This window comes from Paenibacillus selenitireducens (genome assembly GCF_002021565.1).
Taxonomy (GTDB): domain Bacteria; phylum Bacillota; class Bacilli; order Paenibacillales; family Paenibacillaceae; genus Paenibacillus_K; species Paenibacillus_K selenitireducens.
Genome location: NZ_MSZX01000008.1, coordinates 196,068 through 217,207, shown reverse-complemented (window position 1 = coordinate 217,207; position 21,140 = coordinate 196,068). Strand labels below are relative to the sequence as shown.

General features: G+C 40.4%; 10 protein-coding genes and 1 pseudogene. 10 read left to right on the top strand and 1 reads right to left on the bottom strand.

Features of this window, described 5'->3' with window-relative positions; translation table 11 throughout:
• The first annotated feature begins 100 nt into the window (after positions 1-100).
• From BVG16_RS20340 to BVG16_RS20305, 8 genes and pseudogenes are all read left to right on the top strand, one after another.
• On the top strand, positions 101-3,790 hold the full coding sequence (locus BVG16_RS20340) for an S-layer homology domain-containing protein (protein ID WP_078501004.1): 3,690 nt from the start codon (positions 101-103) through the stop codon (positions 3,788-3,790).
• Between the two features lie 228 nt (positions 3,791-4,018).
• On the top strand, positions 4,019-4,360 hold the full coding sequence (locus tag BVG16_RS20335; protein WP_078501002.1) for a hypothetical protein: 342 nt from the start codon (positions 4,019-4,021) through the stop codon (positions 4,358-4,360).
• 489 nt (positions 4,361-4,849) lie between these two features.
• The gene (locus BVG16_RS20330; protein ID WP_078501001.1) at positions 4,850-7,885 is read left to right on the top strand and encodes an Ig-like domain-containing protein; all 3,036 of its coding nucleotides are present in this window, start codon (positions 4,850-4,852) and stop codon (positions 7,883-7,885) included.
• 167 nt (positions 7,886-8,052) lie between these two features.
• Positions 8,053-10,587 (top strand): hypothetical protein, encoded by a 2,535-nt coding sequence (locus tag BVG16_RS20325; RefSeq protein WP_078501000.1) that lies wholly within the window; start codon positions 8,053-8,055, stop codon positions 10,585-10,587.
• A gap of 18 nt (positions 10,588-10,605) precedes the next feature.
• Positions 10,606-11,118 (top strand): hypothetical protein, encoded by a 513-nt coding sequence (locus tag BVG16_RS20320; protein WP_078500998.1) that lies wholly within the window; start codon positions 10,606-10,608, stop codon positions 11,116-11,118.
• A gap of 49 nt (positions 11,119-11,167) precedes the next feature.
• Positions 11,168-11,443: an alpha/beta-type small acid-soluble spore protein gene (locus BVG16_RS20315; protein WP_078500997.1), complete on the top strand. Its 276-nt coding sequence runs from the start codon at positions 11,168-11,170 to the stop codon at positions 11,441-11,443.
• Between the two features lie 185 nt (positions 11,444-11,628).
• A complete protein-coding gene (gene metK / locus BVG16_RS20310; RefSeq protein WP_078500995.1) occupies positions 11,629-12,831 on the top strand; it encodes a methionine adenosyltransferase in 1,203 nt (400 codons plus the stop codon).
• A 74-nt stretch (positions 12,832-12,905) separates the two neighbouring features.
• Positions 12,906-13,178: pseudogene (locus tag BVG16_RS20305) on the top strand (transposase); the annotation flags it as partial.
• Between the two features lie 226 nt (positions 13,179-13,404).
• Here the strand turns inward: BVG16_RS20305 and BVG16_RS20300 are convergent.
• Positions 13,405-13,899, bottom strand: a complete 495-nt coding sequence (locus BVG16_RS20300) for a hypothetical protein (RefSeq protein WP_078500994.1) — start codon at positions 13,897-13,899, stop codon at positions 13,405-13,407.
• Positions 13,900-14,416: 517 nt separating this feature from the next.
• Between BVG16_RS20300 and BVG16_RS20295 the strand changes: the two genes are divergently transcribed.
• Positions 14,417-18,139 (top strand): SwmB domain-containing protein, encoded by a 3,723-nt coding sequence (locus tag BVG16_RS20295; RefSeq protein ID WP_078500992.1) that lies wholly within the window; start codon positions 14,417-14,419, stop codon positions 18,137-18,139.
• Positions 18,140-18,354: 215 nt separating this feature from the next.
• Complete coding sequence (locus tag BVG16_RS20290; RefSeq protein ID WP_078500991.1) at positions 18,355-21,090, top strand: stalk domain-containing protein; 2,736 nt, start codon at positions 18,355-18,357, stop codon at positions 21,088-21,090.
• Positions 21,091-21,140: the final 50 nt, after the last annotated feature.

Below are 21,140 nucleotides of genomic sequence, written 5' to 3'. Positions count from 1 at the left end.
TAAAAATTCAACAAGGTTTGACCGATAAGAAGAGTACATAGTCTATCAAAAGGGGAGGTCCATTTTCACATAGCTAACCCTATTAAAGGAGGAAATTTTGTTGAAAAAAATATTATCAGTCATCATGGCGATCGCCTTGCTCGTCACGTTTATACCGATGGCACCGCAGAAGGCGGAGGCGGCGTCGGATTACTTTTTGATTACGAGTTTCAGTACCGACGTCAATAACCCAACAGATGTGAATACAGAAGCGGTTGACCTTGTAGGTACATATAATGGTGTCTCACCGTCAAGTATTTCATACGAACAAGTGAGCATTGTTGTTAATGGCGATAAGATAGATGAAATCTCTACGCCAAGAGGCAGCGATGTAAAGCCTGTTATTGCGGATACGACGTTCCGCTTTAACGCGGTTAAGTTGAATCCTGGCTTAAATAAGTTAACCGTCAGAGGGACGAACTCGGTAGGTAACGTCGTGAATGAACAAGTATTCGTCAGATATAGCAACGCTCCAATGATTTATGATATCAAAGCAGCGGATGGACGTGTGCTTCGAGATAGCACCGATCCGACGGTTATTGATACGAAGTCGATTACCTTGCGTGCAACGAATGCTACGGATGTTTATGTCGGCAGCAAGAAAATGTACTCTGGAGATGGCAAGAACTTCGTAGCATCGGATCTTCCGCTCGAGTTTGGGAAGAACACACTGGTGATTACGGCGACGAACGGTAGCAAGAGCATTACGGACACTCGTGATGTAATCTACTATGCGGGTGCTCCAACTGCTTTCGGCACAAAAATCGGTTCTACGGAAGTTAACCGGGGTAGCATTGTGAATAATCCGTCAGGGATCATTACGGGTGCTGTGTCCTTCTTATTAGAAAATAGTGCAGCTGAGACGATTACGAACTTTAGCTTATCTTTAACAGACCCTAGCAGCAATGTCGTTCCATACACTGGAAAAGTGCTTAAAGTAACAAAAGATAATCGGTTTATTACATTTTATTTTGACTCCAATGCAGCAACGGCGAATGTGACGGCAGATGGAACATATAAGTTGCTTGTAAAAGGTGAATATGGTGATCAAACGGCGAACTATGCCATCGATTTCACAAATAGAAAGAATAGTACGCCGTATATTACAGATGTGAAGCAAGTCTTCAACGTAGTGGATAATGGATCCATGTTTACTTATGACAGAAGTGCCCCATTAGCAAATAATGCGATGTTCCTGGATATGCCGGTTTATATTTCTGTGAAGACGAGTGATCCAATTGATGTGACACTTGCTTCCTTAATTAACGGTTCTAACTCAACGGCTCTAGTTACATCGAAGAAAGTAAACGGAAATGAGACGGTTTTCAAAATTGAAAACATGGCTCCGGGTCAACAGAAGCTCGTCTTTACGCCAGGCGGCGTAACTACGGATGAGAAGGTATTTGCGGTAAGTTATGTATCAGCTCCATTCTTAGAGATCGTAAATATTCCTGACGGCAAAGTGTTTAACAAAAGCTCTGATCTTAGTCAAGTCGTTGTAAAATACACGAACTTCTCAGCATCAGATCTTGATAAATTGTCTATATCCATTAATGGGAAGAAGAAACCTTTGACGGGTACTCATGTTGCCGGTGCACGAACCATTACTTATGACGCGAGCGGTGATACGAGTTTATTTGTACCAGGGCCGAACAAGATCATTGTCTCTGGAACGACAAATGGAACGCCGGTATCCACCACGATTACGGTGTATATCTTCCCTAAGAACTCTCCTGAAATTACAGGAGTCATTCCGGTGCCATTTGTGTTGGATCCTTCGGGTTCATCGATTCCTCAAACAGGAGACCCTAACGGATTATTCGTACAAGGCGCAGATGGCAAATATGTAACTTCTGAAAAAGCGCTTGAAGTGTTGTTTACGGTGAGCAGCGCCGATAAATTAGATGTTAAAATTGATGGGAAGACATTTACATCAGCGGAAATGCTGACTTCGGGGTCATGGGATTTGAAAAATAATAAAATCATTTTAGAATCTACGACAGAGAAGACCGATGAGAACGGTAATCCTATTACGGATGAGGAAAGTAAACCATTAAAATTCTACACCTTCCGTCTGCTTAAAGATCCAACGAACGCTACCGATGCTCTTTCGTTCCCGAAATCTGGAGAAAAGAGTATTATGATTACGGTACGCAAAGGGTCTGCGAACGTGTCGCATACGATTACGATCGTGCGTGAGAACGCTAGCTTCAAGATTCTTTCGCCCAAGCTCCCGGATGAGAGTGTTATTAACCAGAACTTTTTAAAGGTGAGTATCGAGTCTGAGGGTGCTGAGAAGATCTTAATCGGCAAACAAGAATTGGTAAAAGATGCTGTGAACGATATTTTCCGTGGTGAAGTGGACAATTTAAAAGTAGGCAAGAATACAATCAAATTCACTGTAGTGCAAGGGAAACAAAAAACGAACGGTCAATTTATAGTGAATTATGCCGGCGAGAAATTAGCAGGTGCCTTATATAAAACATCTATTCCATCTTCAGGGAAAACTTCTTTGTTTAAAGGTGATTTAACTATTGCTTTACCAAAGGGTACCTTGCTTCGCGAATCGAACACAACGCCTGGACAAGCTCCAGCCGAAATCAATATGTTCGATAATCAACAAATCTTGTTCGGTATTGCGGATCGTAAAGATGGACGTATTCTGAAAAGATACAATGCTGTGGGTGAAGTTGAATCGAACCGTCCACAGGATGGGATTATTAAAGAAATCCCTGCGGACTTCAGTGCAACGCAATATTTAACACTACCAGGCCGATTTGGATATGCTTCTGAATTGTTCTGGATGGATGCTGGATATATTAAAAAGGATAGTGCAGGGAATGTTATAGAAGTGATTGAAGGCGCTCTGCCTTACAAAGCTCAGACTAACTCTGTGAAGCAGCCAAACTTCTATGAACGTCTTAACAGTCAATGGATGGAACCAACACAACGCGGTACGATAACGTTGAAATACGATGCCAATATCGTGAATGCCATCTCTAGCAATTTAGCGGTTTGGCGTTGGGTAGATCGCGATCAGAAATGGGTTAACCTCGGAGGAACTATTAATGCAACGAGTAAAACCATTACTGCTCCGTTTGACGGATTCGGCTATTATGCTGTTCTAGGAGTACGTTATACGTTTGACGATATTATTGGTCATCCCTATGCGCGCAATAGCTTAGAGCTTATGCTAGCAAGTGACATCATGAAACCTGTAGATAATTACGAGTTTGGTGTTTATGATAATGTGTCCCGCGGCGAGTTCGCGACGATGCTAGTCAAAATTCTAGATATTCCATTGGATTATGATGTGAATAATCCGACGTTTGATGATGTAGGCCAATATGGCACCATGAACTCTTTATGGGATTTTAAATATGTAGAGACAGCGGTACGTAAAGGGATTATTCGCGGTGTTGCGCCAAGGATATTTGATCCGAACGGTGATTTAACGCGTGAAGCAGCTGCGACCATGATCTCTCGTGCATTGAATTTGAAGCTGGGGACGTTAGATAAGGACCTTCCTGCTCTTCAGAAACAATTTACGGATGCGAACACGGTTGATCCTTATATGGTGAGCTCCGTTTTAGCTATTACGAAGGCTGGTTATATCTTAGGTCTTCCAAATTCTACTACAGCGGGTCAGAAAAAGGTCACGTATCGATTTGATCCAAAATCGAATATGAAACGTGCAGATGCGGCTGTTATTGCTGAACGTATTATGAAAAAACTTAAGAAAATAAAGTAATATAGAAGAAACTCGATTTTCATGTTTAAGGATTCAGTCATATTCGCCTTTAAAACGACAGATTCAGACAATAGTTTTAGTTCGTGAGAAATGGGTGTATATCTAGTGAGATGGGGAGCGGAGGCTCCCTTTCTTCATGAGCTATGTATGTTAAATTAAGGGATGTTTTGTAATTCCGCTCACTTTGGGATACAATAGTTGAAAAACGACTATAAGGGAGTTCGACATATGAGTAAAATTTTATCGAAACCACAAGTGGATTATCAGAAAACAAAAGTTAAGTTTGAAGAAAAATCAGCAATCCTAAATAAGCGTATTGAAGAGACACGTGTGCTGAGAGAGATCACACAAGAAGTTATGGAAGGCCTTGTTATGGAAACGGGTTTCCACGATGCATTTAATGCATTAACAATCGCAGAGAATGAATTGATTGATTGGTCTCATACGACAATTAAACGTGAGAAGACTTACCTAGATAATAAGGAAAGCTTTGATCGTATGTATGAGAACCTTAATTCCAATCCTAAAGCGCGTGCAACCATTATTGATCTTGCAATGCGTATTCGTTAATAATCGCAGTAATAACTACAATAAATGAAGCAGAAGGCGTCCGCTGGGGACGTCTTCTTTTTTATCAAAAAAATTACAGTTTTTGTATAGTGACGGTAGTATATCTAAATGATATACTAACCTTCGTGGCTAATCCGTGTAGCATCTATGATGTCGAATCTGATAGCCTGTCTAAAGAATAATTCAAAAATATTTTTTTATCAAAACCGCAACTTTTTAGAAACTGGTGCGTCTAACATGTATGAACATAACAAACTGGTAACAAAAACTACTTAAATGGTTACAAGATTAGTCAGTTTTTGACAAAGTAATAGGTTTAATTCATAAAATATGCCTTTACGACTGTATACCTACATTGTATAATGTTTAAAGTGGGCTAGGAATCTACATCTATTTTCCATGTTATTGTTTACTAGTTTCTGTGACTTCACTGTCACGGACATGAATTATAGGAATGCTGCTCAACTCGAGGAAGGGGGTGAATCGGCGATGAGTAACAAGAGCTACAATTTATCTAAATTACAAATGAATAAGATGAAAGATATTCAAGGAGGAGAAACAAAGGTTATGAAGAAATTTTTAACGATCGCATTATCCACAGCAATGGCATTCTCAATGTTCGCATCTGTAGCATTCGGTGCAGAGAAAGAACTTACTACACAAGATAAATACGATGCTTTAACTAAAGCAGGTATTTTCGCTGGCTACACAGACGGTACTGCTGGTCTTGACAAAGAAATGACTCGCGGTCAATTCGCGAAAGTTGTAACAAAACTTCTTTCTCTTGAAGAAGATGCAGCTGCAGCAAGCAAATACACAGACGTTACAGCTAACAACTGGGCTGCTGGTTTCATCGGTGCAGCTTCCAAAGCTGGTTTGATGGAAGGTTTCTTGAACCAAAAAGGTAAAACAATTTTTGATTACAACGGTAACGTAACTGTTGAGCAAATGGCTAAAGTTCTTGTAGTTGCAACGAAACTTGATGTTCCAGCAACTGCAGACAACGGCGCATCTGCTTGGGCTAAAGGTTATGTTGATGCAGCAATCAAAGCTGGTTTGATCCCTGCAGATGCTAACTTCAAAGCAGCAGCAACTCGTGCACAACTAGTTGACGCTACTTATGTAGCTAACGAAATTATCGAAGCTTCTAAAATTTCTTATGAAGTAAAAGTTGTTGATGCTAACAACATCGAAGTAACTTTCTCTGATGCAAAAGACAAAGTTGAGAAATTCAAACTTGACAAAGCATTAGAAGCTAACAAAGAAAACACAGTAACAGTTAAACGTGAAAATGGTAAAGAGGTAACTCTTAAGTTCACTTGGACTATTACTGCTGCAAACAAAATTGAATCTGTTAAAGCAGACAACTTGAAAGAAATCTTAGTTACTTTTGACGGCGAAGTTGATACTAAAACAGCTGGCAACAAAGATAACTATGATATCTTGAACAAAAGCGAATCAATCAAAAGCGTGACTGTTGCTAATGATAAAAAATCTGCTTTGATTTTGCTTGACGAAGCTGACACTTCTTTGACTAACCAAAAAGAAGCTACATTGAAAGTAAGCAACGTACAAAACAGTGACAAAACTAAAACTCTTAGCGGTGAGTATAAATTCACACCAATTGATGTGAAAACTCCAGAAGTTAAAGAAGTTAAAGGTTTGGGAACAAAAGCATTCAAAGTTGTATTCTCAGAGCCAGTTAAAAAAGCTGGAGTTTTTGCAACTAGCAACTTCAAAGTAGATGGCAAAGTAGTTAACGGAAGTGTTGAGTATAAATACCCTAACGTTGCTATTGTAAGCACAGCATTAGAAGTTGGTACTCATAAATTAACTGTAAGCAATGTTGAAGACTTCTCAGGTCTTAAAGTTGTTCCAGTAGAACAAGAATTTACAGTAGCAGAAGATACAGAGGCTCCTCAAATCGTTGCTGCAACAACAAACGATTTGAAAGAAGTTACACTGGAATTCAATGAAACTGTAAAATCTGTAGAAAAAGTCTACCACAATGCTAAAGTTAACGGTGGAACAATCACAGAAGTTAACGATAACAAAGTAACAGTTACATTCAGCAACCCAATGAACATGAACGAAAATACAATCTTTGTTGAAGGTGTAGTAGACTACAGCGGTAACAAAGCGAACCGTGAAGTTAAAGTAACACCAACATTGGATGTTGAAAGACCAACTGTTTCAAAAGTAGAAATCAAACAAGATGATACTTCTAAAGACCACAAGATAGTGATTGACTTCAGCAAATCTGTAGATAAAGCTTCTGCTGAGACAGCTAGCTACTACACGTTGAAAAATTCTGATGGCAAAGCAGCATCTGCAGATGGATTGAACTCTGATGGACATCCAGTGACGAAACCAGTATACAATGCTGACAAGAAGACAGTTACAATTAATCTTGCAAGCAAATTGGATGAAGGAACTTACACACTAGAAGTGAACAGCGTTAAAGATACTGCATATGTGCCTAACACAATGTTGCCATTCACAACTTCTGTAAAAGCTTCCGTTGCAGTTGACAATGGTATTGCAAGAGCTTGGTTAGTTAAAGATGGTTCAGAAAAAAATATTTATGTTCAATACAAAAAAGCTGTAAAAACTGATGATAGTGCTGGTAGCGCGACAGTCAAAGCTAAGTATACTGTCGGTGGTAACAAACTTAATGATGAAGCTACAGTTGTTGCAGTGGCTGGCGATACTGTTCGTATCACAACTACTCAATCAGTTACTGATGACGCATACGTTGAAGCAACGTTGATTCAAGATATTGACGGTAACTACATCACTACTAATGCAGGCAGCTACGTATTGAAGGCACAAATTGGCAAAGACAAAGTGAAAGTTGTTACAGATTCTGTTAAAGCTACATCCAGAGAGAAAGTTGAAGTTAAATTTGCAGGTAAACTTACTTCTGTTGATAAAACAGACTTTAGAGTGAAAGTAGGAGACAATGTTCAAACTCCTTCAAGTGCAAGCTTGAGCTCTGATGGTACTATCGTTTACTTGAACTTCAATGATACGAATAAATTGCCAGCAGACTTACATGGCGCTGTAATTTATACCGTAGCTCAAACTAATACTCAAGATGGATTTGGATCAAAAATCGAAGCAATTGACGCAGAACATGCAGTGGCTGTTGCTAATAAAGTAGTTCCTGAAATTGATACAGCAGGTCAAGCATTTAGAGTAGTTTCAGCAACTGATGCAACTTACTATGACATTACTTTCAATACAACTGCAATTGTTAATAACAATAACACAACTGACCTAACCAAGTTGTTCACTGTTTTAATTGGCAAAGATGCAACAGTAACTGAAGTATTTGTCCCTCAAGATACTAAAAAGATTACTCTTAGAGTGAAAAAAGATGATTCTGTAACAGTATCAGATGCTACACTCTTCAGAGTCGAATTCAAAGGTTCAGCAAACAGCGATGTTAAAGCAATTGCTGACCGTGATGGCAATGCACTGAAAGGCTTCACTGAAGGTCTTGAATACGGTAGTGCTAAATAATTAATGATTTACAGAAAAAGGAGCTTCGGCTCCTTTTTTTGTTGTTATAAGATTGTGATAAAAAGTAACACAAACGAAACTTTCTACCTCCCAATTGCGTTTAATATATAGTATATGGACTCTATATAATCATCGTAGAGTAAAGTATATAAGAGGAGGCAAATGAAGTGGGAAGATCTAAAAAACTGATCATGATTCTGACTTTATCAATGGTGGTAAGTCAGTTGGGAGCAAGTGTATCGTTTGCAGCACAAGCCGTTACCAAACAAAGTCCAGCTACAACAAACACCGCGAATAAAGCAACAACATCAGCAACACTCTCAAGTATAAAATCAATTAATATTTCTCCAAAAAGCTCAGTAAAACTAACTGATATTAATATTTTGACCCAAGATAATGAAAATATACTTACATACACACTTACATATACCAATATGGATCAGAAAGATATTTCGCTAATCGATTATTGGTCAAAGGTAAAAACGAAATCAGGAACTGTTTATTCAAGTAATATCCTTGCAAAAGACAAGGAAAAGAAAAGAGTGTCGGCACAATCATCACTAACCATTACGTATTATGCGAAAATTGGAAAAGTATCTAAAGTATCAGACCTAATCATAGGGCTAGTAAAATGGGATTTTAGCATGTCAAATTACGAGAAACAATTAGGACAGTATGTTATACCAGGAACAGTTACAGTTGAAACATTGCCTGGTAATAGTAAGACGATAAGAGCGAACGATATTCCTATTAAAACAAAAGTAGCTACATCCAGTATTTATACCACAAAGGATTATTCATATATCTCCATTGGCCTTAATTTTCTGAATCAAGGTTATAAAGTTTTAGAGGACCCTAAGTTTAAGTTTGTTGTGAAGTCAGCTGAAGGTTTTAACTACCCTGTAGAACTGGATACTTCCAGTGTAGATTACAAGGTTCAGCCCCAAGGCAATAAAACGTTAAATTTAATGACTCGAATACCAGTAAGTATTAAAACAGACAAATTGCAATTACAAATTATCCAAGATGATGAAACATCGAAACTGACATTGCCAGTTGCAACTTACCAACTAGCGCAGATGAAAAAAGAAAATATTGAGGGAAGCCAGGATGATGTTCGCACGATTAATGCGGGAAATACACAGCTAAATGTGCAATTACGTTCTTCATGGGTTACAAGCGGGAAAGATAATAATGAAATAACTGCTACATTGGAATTTGAAAATAGCGGCAATCAAGCGATAACCCTCCCTAAATATAATTTTGCTTTCATTACAAGGGATGGGTATTCATATCCAATCACGACAAAAGCATTAGAAAATGTCACTATTGATCCGTTAGGTAAAAAGACCATAAGATTGTCTACGGAAATACCTGCTCTTCTTAATACTGAGGGTATGCAAATCGCTATAAATCAACCAAAAAATACAACGCCAGAAAATACAACTCCAAAAGATAATATTGACTATCCGATAGCTATATTTAAATTGCCTGCATTATCAGTAAATGAGAATACGATTGGCAAAGAATATACGGTACAAACAGCAGCAAATAGTACACTCGGAGTAAAGTTGAGTTCTGTTCAGCGTTTACCATGGATCGACGGGGACATTATTTCAGCTAAGATATCAATTAGAAACTATCGATTTGATTCTGTTGAACTACCGAAGTTGGACGGACTTATGAAATTTGATAATATTAAGGCTACTGATGGTACAAAATTAGTTCAGACAAATACAACGGTGTTATTAGGAGCAAATCAAACACTAGATACCTACATCGTAACTAAGGTTCCGTATGGTATGGATTTTAGACAACTTCAAGTCTATCTAATGGAAAAATTATCGGAAGAAAATTCATCAGAGATTATTCAAATATCTAATAATGGATCAATGTCAGAGCTGCCGGTCATTAAAAATGGCGATAGTAACGAATTTACAACCCAAGGGCGTAGAGCACTAGTAAAAGTAAGGAAAACAAAATTATACCCTGGTTCAAGTTCGAATATTATCTATTCTGAAGTTGAAATGAAAAACCTTGAAACTAGACAAACGGATTTATCGCAATTAACGGGATATTACAAATCTAAAGATGGTCAGTATTTTAAAGCTAGCGTAACGCAAGTAGAAAACGCAACAAGCCCTGCTGGCAAAAATCTAGTAACATTTTGGGCTAAAGTTCCAAGAGGTCTAGACACGTCTAGTATGCAACTTATTGTTGGAGAAAGTGTTACTGATAATAAATTTACTCCGATCAAAGGTGTGGCAACTGGGTATGTGAATGCTGCCGCTTATGAGTTGGTGCAGAGTTCCAACGAATATAAAAGTTCACTATCAAATATTGAATTATTCCCGTATAAATTATCAGTCACAAATATGGTTGCCTATGCTTCGGGGGCATCTATAAGTATAAATATGAACTATAATTTAGAACGAGATAGCGATTACGAAATGGGCACTTATGAACATAAACTACTCGTTGAGATCGTAGATTCAACTGGACGAACTTCGGAGCGAGAACTTACATTAGAAAATGATTTGAAACTTGGAAACGGAAAATCGACAACCCTTAGCTTCGACGGTTCGGATACGGATAGAAAAACGAACAATTACTTTACAATTGTATTGTACGATCAGTTCCAGGGACAAAAGATCAAATTAGCAAGTCAAGCGTATTTCTTTACGAACAACAAGAATGATTAAAGTTCAAGGAGAATCATCATGAACAAAACCCAAAAATATACTTTCAGCATCGCAATACTTGCTAGTGCCATTCTATTAGGCAGCGTTATATCAACAAATGCAGATGGAGCCACAGTCAGTGGCTCCCAACCTGGCTCCGTTGACGATCCAGTGGTAACAAAAAGTTATGTCGATCAACAAATTCAAAAGGCTCTTGGCACCGGAGGATCGAGCTCAGGCAATTCTGGCTCCAATGAGACTTCAAACACTGGTGATACTGGTGCACTTCAAATCGTAACCATTAAAAGCGGAGAGAAGCTCATCGGGAAGGCTGGAGCGGAATTTATTGTACGTGCTGGTAAAGGCGTAGTATTTAGCCCAGACGAAAATGGAATATCTGACCTGACAGATGGTAAAGATATTTCCAACGGACAAGCTGTTGTAAATAATCATTTGCTGCTATTTCCGCGGGATGGACGAGGTGTGACACCAGATTCGAACCAGAAAAATGGATTAACAGTGATGGTTCGTGGCGGTTACGAAATTAAGTAAAACGACATACTAAAGCTGCAACTGAAAACACAACGGAGGTGCAGCTCTTATGTCAAGAAATCGTAAATTGGTGCCAGCCAGTCGTGATGCGTTGTATCAAATGAAGTATGAGATTGCCGCGGAATTAGGAATTAACGTAGTTAATCCAAGACAAGCCTTGGGTGATGTGTCATCTGAATTTGGATCTGAGTTAGGCGAGAGTTCAGGAAGTGCATCGTATGCTACAAAAGACTATTGGGGGCATTTATCTTCAAGAGATGCGGGATCTGTCGGCGGCGGAATTACCAAAAGATTAATCCAAGAAGCGCAACGCACCTTACTCTAAGGATGAGCATAGAATAATGGTATCATCTCCTAATATTTCATTCGTTGACATCGTCCGACAAATGAAGTAAGATGTGTTTCGAAGGATTGTATAACAACCTTTTCCAAGCGGGAAAGGTTCCTTTTTTTGTATAGGTATTATAAGATAATGCCATCATACTATTATGAGTTGGAGGTTGAAAACTGATGTCTTTAAATGGACGACGCTTATTTACATCTGAGTCGGTTACCGAGGGACATCCGGACAAAATTTGCGATCAAATTTCGGATGCGGTACTTGACGCTTTTCTTGCAAATGACCCAAATGCTCGGGTTGCTTGCGAAGTTTCTGTTGCAACAGGTCTTGTGCTTGTTATTGGAGAAATTAGTACAAAATCGGAATATGTGGACATCCCGGCCATCGTACGGAATACGATTAAGGACATTGGGTATACACGTGCGAAATATGGCTTTGACTATAATACATGTGCCGTATTGACTTCATTAAATGAACAGTCGGCAGACATCGCTCAAGGCGTTAACGCAGCACTTGAGAATCGTGACCCCGCTCAGGTCGATAAAGAGACCGAAAATATTGGTGCAGGTGACCAAGGCTTAATGTTCGGTTTCGCTGCGAACGAGACACCTGAATTAATGCCATTACCAATCGCATTATCTCACCGTATTGCACGTCGCTTATCTGAGGTGCGTAAAGACGGTACATTGAACTACCTTCGTCCAGATGGTAAGACTCAAGTAACGATCGAGTATATAGATGGCAAAGCAGTTCGTGTAGATGCGATTGTCGTATCCACACAACATGCTGAAGATGTAACTTTGGAGCAAATCCAAAAGGACATCAAAGAAAAAGTAATCCTTCCGGTTGTTCCAGCTGAATTGTTGGACGATCAGACAAAATATTTCATTAACCCAACAGGCCGTTTCGTAATCGGTGGTCCTCAAGGGGACGCTGGTCTTACTGGCCGTAAAATCATCGTAGACACATATGGCGGTTATGCTCGTCATGGCGGCGGTGCATTCTCTGGTAAGGATCCTACGAAAGTGGACCGTTCTGCGGCTTATGCAGCACGTTATGTAGCGAAGAACTTAGTAGCTGCAGGTCTTGCTGAGAAATGTGAAATCCAATTGGCATATGCGATTGGTGTAGCTAACCCTGTATCGATCAGCGTAGATACCTATGGAACAGGTAAAGTTAGCGAAGAAGTATTGGTTGAACTCATTCAAAAGAACTTCGACCTTCGTCCAGCAGGCATTATTAAAATGTTGGATCTTCGCAGACCGATTTACCGTCAAACGGCTGCTTATGGTCACTTTGGCCGTACAGACGTGGATCTTCCTTGGGAGCGCGTTGACAAAGCAGAGCTTTTGAAAGAACAAGCAAACGCATAAGACGAATGTAATTCGTCATGAAGAACATGCCCCTGTGTGAAAACACAGGGGTTTTTTGTTTTGTCATAGTGTACAGGTCTAAGAACAAGACTAAAGTGCTAACTTGTCATGTATGGCAACCCAGCAAGGAATGGGTAAGTACTAATGGCAGAAGTAAATCGGGCAAGTATCTTTACCGATTGAGATACCAAACGGGTGAGCGAAGTTTCGCGGACGCTAAAGAACTCCATGGACTTCCCTATTGCCGTTTTCGTGGTCGTTAAGAGATACCGCAACAATCACTGATGACCGCAACCTGCCAAAACATTAAAAAGATCGCCAATATCCTTGCCAAGAGGGCAGGGTAACGGGCGATCTTTTTTCGTATAGCCTTCAACAGTAGATTTTCTAAACGTAAAGAACTAAAGCCCCGAAAAACTGGGGCTTTATCAACAATCTGTCCGTCCCTAAAGGTAAGGCATTTAGTATAGACTAACATACACATCACTATATATAGGTTGCAAGTGTACAAAAAAAACGATTTCAGAACAAATAAAAAAGCACCCCGAAGGAGTGCCTTTTATAAGAATTGGATCAGTTAATATCTTGAACTAAAAACTGGTATCTATAACTCTCTAACTTAACAAACTCCTTGGCTTGTACCTTAAAGAATACAGTTGTTCCTGCTGGAATATATAGCAAATCGAATGTAGATGGCCTATTTGAGTTATTTTTCTCTGTTGGATTTGCATATATCATAGTTGATTCAATAGTAGGTGTGTATTGAAGAATTGCCCCCAGGACTATGACATTCTCACTTCCTTTATTATATGCCCTACTATAAACCAATTTAGGTGCTCCAGTATTGTTGGTCCACTTAAACCAATCTTCGTCAGTTGCAGTTTCCAGAAACAGATTGTAATCAGACCCTGGAAAGATATCAAGTGCCGTTGCCCGTGTATCCCCAAGACCACTCACTTGAGGGGTAACTTCACTATTAGTAACTGCTCCATCAGCGAAAGCAGATAGCGAAACGGTCATAAGACCTGCAGATATTAATAAGATAGAGAACATCTTTTTCAACTTCATATGTTTTCCGCCTCTCTTATTTTGTTATCGGCCCGATAGATTTAATATACATTATTGTTAAATATTAGTATATAGTCCATGGGTATTGTGTTTTTTGTAATTAATTGTAAATTATACGATTTGAATGTCGAATATTGAGGACAAAAGAACAACAAACCGCCAATTGGCGACTAATGCATAAAACATTTTATTTAATTCTTATGTAAGCAAGACTCAACTATACCCAATTATAGGGTGAGTAATTCCGAGGTGGGCAGTGAGAAAGTGAAAGCATGGAGTATATTTACCCATGATTTCAAGTTGATAAAAACAAAAAAAAAAAGAAATTATTTTCCTCTTCTTTAATATCTCACCCTGAATTCAATTTCCCTCATTTTTAGTTTTCACTAGCTGAAATTAGGTCTTAATCTAAACTTCTTAGCGAAATATGCCGAAAATATAGTTACGAGTGTCTAATTATAAGTAGAACATAGTTGATACATGTTTTAATTGGGAATGTACATAGGGGGAGAACAAAATGAAAAGGAAAATATCACTATGGGTTGCTTGCGTGATGGTGCTGCAGTTGGTTGTAGGTATGATGCCTGTAGCGGCTGCAGGAATTGGGAGTGTAATCAAATCAAACTTATCGACAATAGCTAGCGTTACGGATTCAGTCTACACACCGGCAAAAATCAATAATTTAGTTCCTTCTAGAAATGCAACAGAAGTTAGTACAACGACAAGATTGGATATTGTGCTGGACCAACCTGTAGTCAAAGGATCTGGTGCGATTAGAATCATGGAATCAGGTAGCGAATATGAACGTATCGATGTTGCTTCTAGTAATGTTAGCGTTAATAGCACTTTGGTTACGATTAATAATAAAACGTTGTTACCCAATAAACGATATTATGTTTTGGTCGATCCAGGCGCATTTGTGAATACAACAGAAGGGGGCGACTTACCGTTTACAGGGATTGGAGAAGGCGAGTGGATCTTTACAACTGTACGTGCAGTCGATCAGACACCACCTGTGGTAACAAGCTTATCGCCAGCAAATGGAACTAACATTTCATCATCCAGAACACTGACAATGACGTTTAACAAAATTGTGTATCCTCAAAATGGAAATGTTTATATATTTAATGCAAGTAATCAAATTGTAGATACGATTCCCGTGAATTCGAACAGAGTTACTGGAGCAGGAACGACAGTAATCAATATAGCACCGGCAAGCGGCGTACTAGTGAATAACACTTCTTATTACGTAAAAATTGACTCCGGTGCATTCACGGATCAATTCTATAATCTTTACGCAGGGATATCGAACTCCACCACTTGGACGTTCCGTGTAGCTAGTGATGCGAATAAGCCTTACGTGATAAGCCAATCACCTTCTAACGGTTCTAGCAATGTCGCGATTGGTGCTCCAATTACATTGGAATTTAACAAGGAAGTACAATTATACTCGAGTTCTGTTCTAATTCGGCCGTTGAATACCACCGCCGGTTCGATAACGGGTCGCACGACGTTAAATTCCGATCGTCGTACGGTTACGATTACGCCAAATTCGAACTTGAATTTCAGCACAGTATATTATATTGAGATCCCTAGTGACTTCGTACGAGATTATTCCGGGAACTCGAATGACGCAAGAACAGGCACAGGGTACTGGAACTTCACGACGACGATTCAGGATCTAACGGCTCCTGTATTACAATCTACAAAAATGTATAATAATAATGCTATTTTACTGCAATATAATAAGCAGCTTGATTCTTATTCAACACCTTATAACACAAATTTCACGGTAAGTGTAAATGACGAAAGCCGTGGGATATCCAGTGTGACGGTGTCTGGAGATCGGGTGTATGTATATTTACAGAGTGGTGTTGCCGTGGGACAAAATGTGAGAATTTCTTATAGCCCAGGAGCACGGCCAATTCAAGACTTAGCAAAAAATAAAGCGAGTGGATTCTCTAATCAGACCGTCCAAAATACCGTTGAAACGACACTGCCGAAAATAACGAGTGGTTACGTATCAGGACGTTCAGTTTCATTAACATTCAGTGACACGGTAAATAATATTTCGTCTTATGCTTACACCCAATTTACGGTTACGGCGGATGGTCGTACAAAGAGCATTAGTAGTATCAATACCTCAAATGGATCAACGGTATATTTGACCTTGGATAGTCCGGTGGAAAACGGCGAAGTTATTCGCGTAAGTTATACGCCAGGTTCTTATCCGCTAATGAGCTACTATGGTACACCGATTAGCACATTCTCGAATTTCTTTATTCGGAATTCTTATGATACAAAAGCTCCCTCGCTAGAATCGACAAGCGTATCGGGTGACAAGCTGATCTTAACTTACAATGAAGGACTAGACAGCACGAAGGTGCCGATGAAAAGTCATTTTTCTGTACTCGTTGATGATAAGCCGCGTTATGTGACAGCCATTACGATTAATCAGAATATTGTTGAGTTAAAATTAGCTTCAAGTGTTACCCTTGGACAAGCAGTTACGGTGTCCTATGCACCAGGTGATCCACGTCTAAGGGACTTGAACAGTAACTATGCACCTGCCTTCAATCTTGTTGAAGTAGGAGTGACATTGGATACGAATATCCCTTCCGTGAAAACAGCTACGCTTAATGGGGATGTCATTACACTGAATTTGACTAAAAAGGTTACGAGTACTTCATCCTTGAGTTCAACCGTATTTTCTGTGCGCGTTAATAATACTTCTACTACCATAAGCGGAGCGACTTTAAGCAGTACAGGGGACGTCATTACACTTCATTTATCTTCGGCTATTCCAACAGGACAATCCGTAACGGTTAGTTATACGCCGGGGTATTATCCGTTAAAGGATTCAAATGGAAATGAAATGAAGGCTTTTACAAACATGGCGGTAACCTATCAGTCTTCAGGATCTACGGCGTCAGGTTCCAATCTACTAACGATTGAGCAAAGCTATAGTCCAATTGCAAATTCATTGAATCTATTAAAGCCTGAGAATGCAAAAACAAGTTCAGACCGTTCTCGCTTAGGTAAAGTCGTTAATCGCTACAGTATCGACAAAGATAAACTGAAAGAAGCGTTCACGTATGTTATTTCTAATGATCGCTCCTTAAATAAGATGATTACGTTCGATGTTCCTACGACCGAGCGAGCAGCTACCGTTGTTGTTCCGTTGCAACCGTTGGAAGATGCTGTGAACCAGAATAAAAACACCTACATGTCTGTACGGCATGGAGATGTAACGTATACCATTCCACTGAAAAACTTGAATGTTAGTGAAATATCCCGTAATTTGAATTCAATCTCAAGCGATATTTCATTGATGTTACAATTTGAAAAACAGGATACGAATAGCTCAATGATTCCAATCGTAGCTCAATTAAACGGTCCGGGAGTTCAATCGATCACAGATCCATATGAATTCCATGTATCTGCGCTTATCAGCAGCCAGCCTTCCAGAATGGTTGATGTGCAGATGATTATGGAACATTCGATCAAATTAAATCAATCGGTTAACAGTGATCAGACCGCTGCTGTTCGATATGATAATAATGTTGGAAAGATCAGTTATGCACCAACAGTCTTTGGCAGACCAGGGTCCACGACTTACGCGAATATCACGGGGAACAGTAATGAGACATACCGTATTGTTAGTGCTGTAACAAGTTACTCCGACATTCAAAACCACTGGGCTCAGTCAGACATTACAAAACTAGCATCGAAGTTCGTTGTTGAAGGCCGCACAGGGACTTCTTTTGTACCCAATGCATCGATTACGCGGGCAGAGTTTGCGGTATTTGTGGCTAGAGCATTGGGATTGTCGGGAGACAAGACGGCTGCTGCGAAGTACCGAGATGTTTCTGTAAATAGCGTAATGGGTGCGTACATCGGTGCAGCGTCAAAGGCAGGAATTATTCAAGGGAATACAGATGGGACGTTTAAACCGAACAACCTCATTACACGTGAGCAAATGGCGTTGATGGTTGTCCGTGCGATGGACTACACGGGGAAAGGCGTTACGTTGAATTCCGACGCTTCTACGCTCTTGCAGAAGTTCTCGGATAGCAGCAAGATTAGCAAGGATGCGAAAGTTTCCGTAGCGAAGGCACTACAGACTCAAATTATCGCAGGCATGACTGCAAAGACGTTCGAACCTAAAGGGAACGCGACACGTGCGCAAGCTGTAGTTATGTTGAAACGGATGATGCAAGCCATTCAATATATTGACTAAAAATAGATATATATGGAATAAAATAGAGAGCCGTCGAATAGATTCGACGGTTTTTCTGTGTCTATCGGATCATTTCCTAGGAAATGTCGTAACTTTTTGGCGAAAAAAGCGTCTCTATTATTAGGGCTAGCAGAGAACCCTTATTCAACTATGTCTTGAATCTATAAAACTAGCAGTTGCAACACAATGGGAAGAAGATGGGAGAGCTACGAAACATGGTGCAGAATTACAATGAAGCCGTACGCAGAGGCGTATATGTGGTCGGGAAAAAGGTGTTTATTTTAACGGTTGCGGGAGCATTACTCTTGCAGCCTGTTTGGGCGGACAGTACGGTCCACGCGGCTTCGAATTCTAGTGATAGTGCAATTTCAACCGTTAGCAAACAAATAACCAAAAATATTGTACAGCTTCAATCAGGTATGATTACCTCTGGCGCGAAGATGGTTACATATGAATGGTCGGGTACGCGTTCGAATAAATCCGTAAAAGCGAAGGTCAATGTGATTGAAATTGATTTAACGAATCAGAATGTAAAAATGGATGTCATGACGGGACAAAACAATCAGTTTACGACGACCCAATCGGTAGGTGGTATGGCTAAGGAAACAGGAGCCGTTGCCGGAACGAATGGGGATTACTTCTCCATGGGTACAGGTGCAGATCGCGTTCCGATGGGTGTGGAAGTCGCAAATAATACATTGATGGGCAGTCCTTCGAAGTTAAAAGGGATGTATGCTTTCGGGATAACCCAAAATCGTGAGCCGGTAATTGATTTATTCGGTTTTGAAGGAAAGGTGACAGCTCCGGATGGTGCGTTCTACACATTATCTGGCGTGAATAAGGCCAAGTATACGGAAGAACCAAGTGGAGCGCATAGTCATGTGAATGCGATGTATCTATATACGAGTGCATGGAAGTCATTGAGCCGCCCAACCGATCCTTCTACGACACCAACCGAGGTGCTTATTGAAAATGGCGTTGTAAAGCAGATATCGGATGGATCAAGTCTACCAATGGCTGTGCCAGCAGACGGATATATCCTTCGTACGCATGGACAAGCAGCTCAATTTATCCGTGATCATGTTCAAATCGGACAAGCACTGCAAATCGACTACAATCTGGTATCGGGCACAACGCAACAGACAGTAGATCCAAATAGCTTTCAGATGATGATTGGCGGGCATACGTTGCTTGTAGAAAATGGGAAGGCATCCGCATTTACGCGAGACACCTCGAATATAAGCGGATCAAGTGCGGTTGCACGTACTGCTGTAGGTTACTCCAAGGATAAGAAAACAGCCTATATGATCACCGTACAGCAAAACGGATCCAGCTCAGGGATGACCTTGAAGGAATTACAGAATTTTATGGTGGATGTCGGCTTTTGGAAAGCCGTTAACTTAGATGGTGGCGGATCGACAACGTTGGTATCTCGTCCTTTAGGGGAGACGAGTACTTCTTTAGCTTTCCCGACGTCGAATGGAAGTGGAAGCACACAGCGAAGCGTCGTTAACGGCTTAGGCGTGTTCTCTACCGCACCGCAAGGTGAATTAAAAGGCCTCATGGTAAGCGGACAGAATACGCTTTTCGTGGGTCAAGAAACAAATTATTCACTCAAAGGATATGACACGTACTACAACCCATATGACACGTCCAATCTTGCTGTGAACTGGAGTTCCGCGTCGGATGCCGTGACATGGACGGGACAATCATTCAAAGCCGTTAAATCCGGAACAGCTGAAGTCGTGGCCAAATCTCAAAATGCCAAAACAAGCATGAAGGTTGAAGTCATTGGCGGAGACCAAATCAATGAAATGAAATTAAGCAATGATACAGGCACGTTGGAACCAGGAGCATCGACATCAACAGATATCAATGTGAAGTTAAAGGATGGACGTACGCTTTCACTTCCTGCATCTTCAGTGAAGTGGGAGTTCTATGGCTTTAAAGGGTCTGTCCAAGGCAATAAGGTTACCGTAAATGAAGTGAATAAGGATGCACAGATCGGATACGCGGTTGCTCGATATGACGGTTTCAGTGCCGTGATGATATTACAATCGGGATTAACCCAAATGTGGGAGGATTTCGAGAATGTTAGCTATCCAATTCAGTTCACAGGAGCTCCTGCGGAAGTGCAAGGCAGCGCGAAGGTAACGACAGGCATTGAAGGCCGTGAGAAATCTAAGGTCTTGGACCTCCAGTACGATATGACGCAAGCTAAAGGCAAATTGTACGCTTATGCGGAATTGAACGGGACGAGCGGTAAGGCGGTAGACGGACATCCAACATCCATGAGCATCGATGTCAAAGGAGATCAGAGCCTGAATTGGCTGCGGGCAGAATTTGTCGACGCTAACAATCAGACTGCTTACGTTGACTTGTCCAAAGCAATTGATTGGTCAGACTGGAAAACGATTGAAGTGGATTTAAGCGCTGCAAAAATGAGTTACCCGGCAAAACTAAAACGCGTCTATGTCGTCAATGTCCCAGAAGGTCAGGATGAGCGTGCTTTAACAGGTGAAGTTGCTTTTGACAACATTCAGTTCAAGTCGCCTGCTTCAGACGGTTCGTTACTACTGCCAGCACCAACGGTTGTACTTCAGCTTGATAATACAACAGCTGTAGTGAATGGGAAAAACAAGAAAATCGAAGTGGCTCCAATCTCGAAGGATGGTACCACCTATGTTCCAGTAAAAACCATATTGGATGAGTTCGGCGGAAGCGCGCAATGGGATGCAAAAGCGAAGAAGGTCATGGTGCTGCGCTCAACGAAAATGATTGAACTCTGGGTAGGTCAAAAGGATTATATTGCCAACGGTGTTCGCAATACTTCTGACGTATCTCCACTCATATACAAAAATCGTACTTATGTCCCTTTACGCCTTGTATCTGAGCAAATTGGTCTTAAAGTGGATTGGGATGGTAAAAACAAGTCCATTACGTTGCAGTGATATGGTATGATACTATTAATATCTTGGACATCGGTCTAGAAATGGAGTAG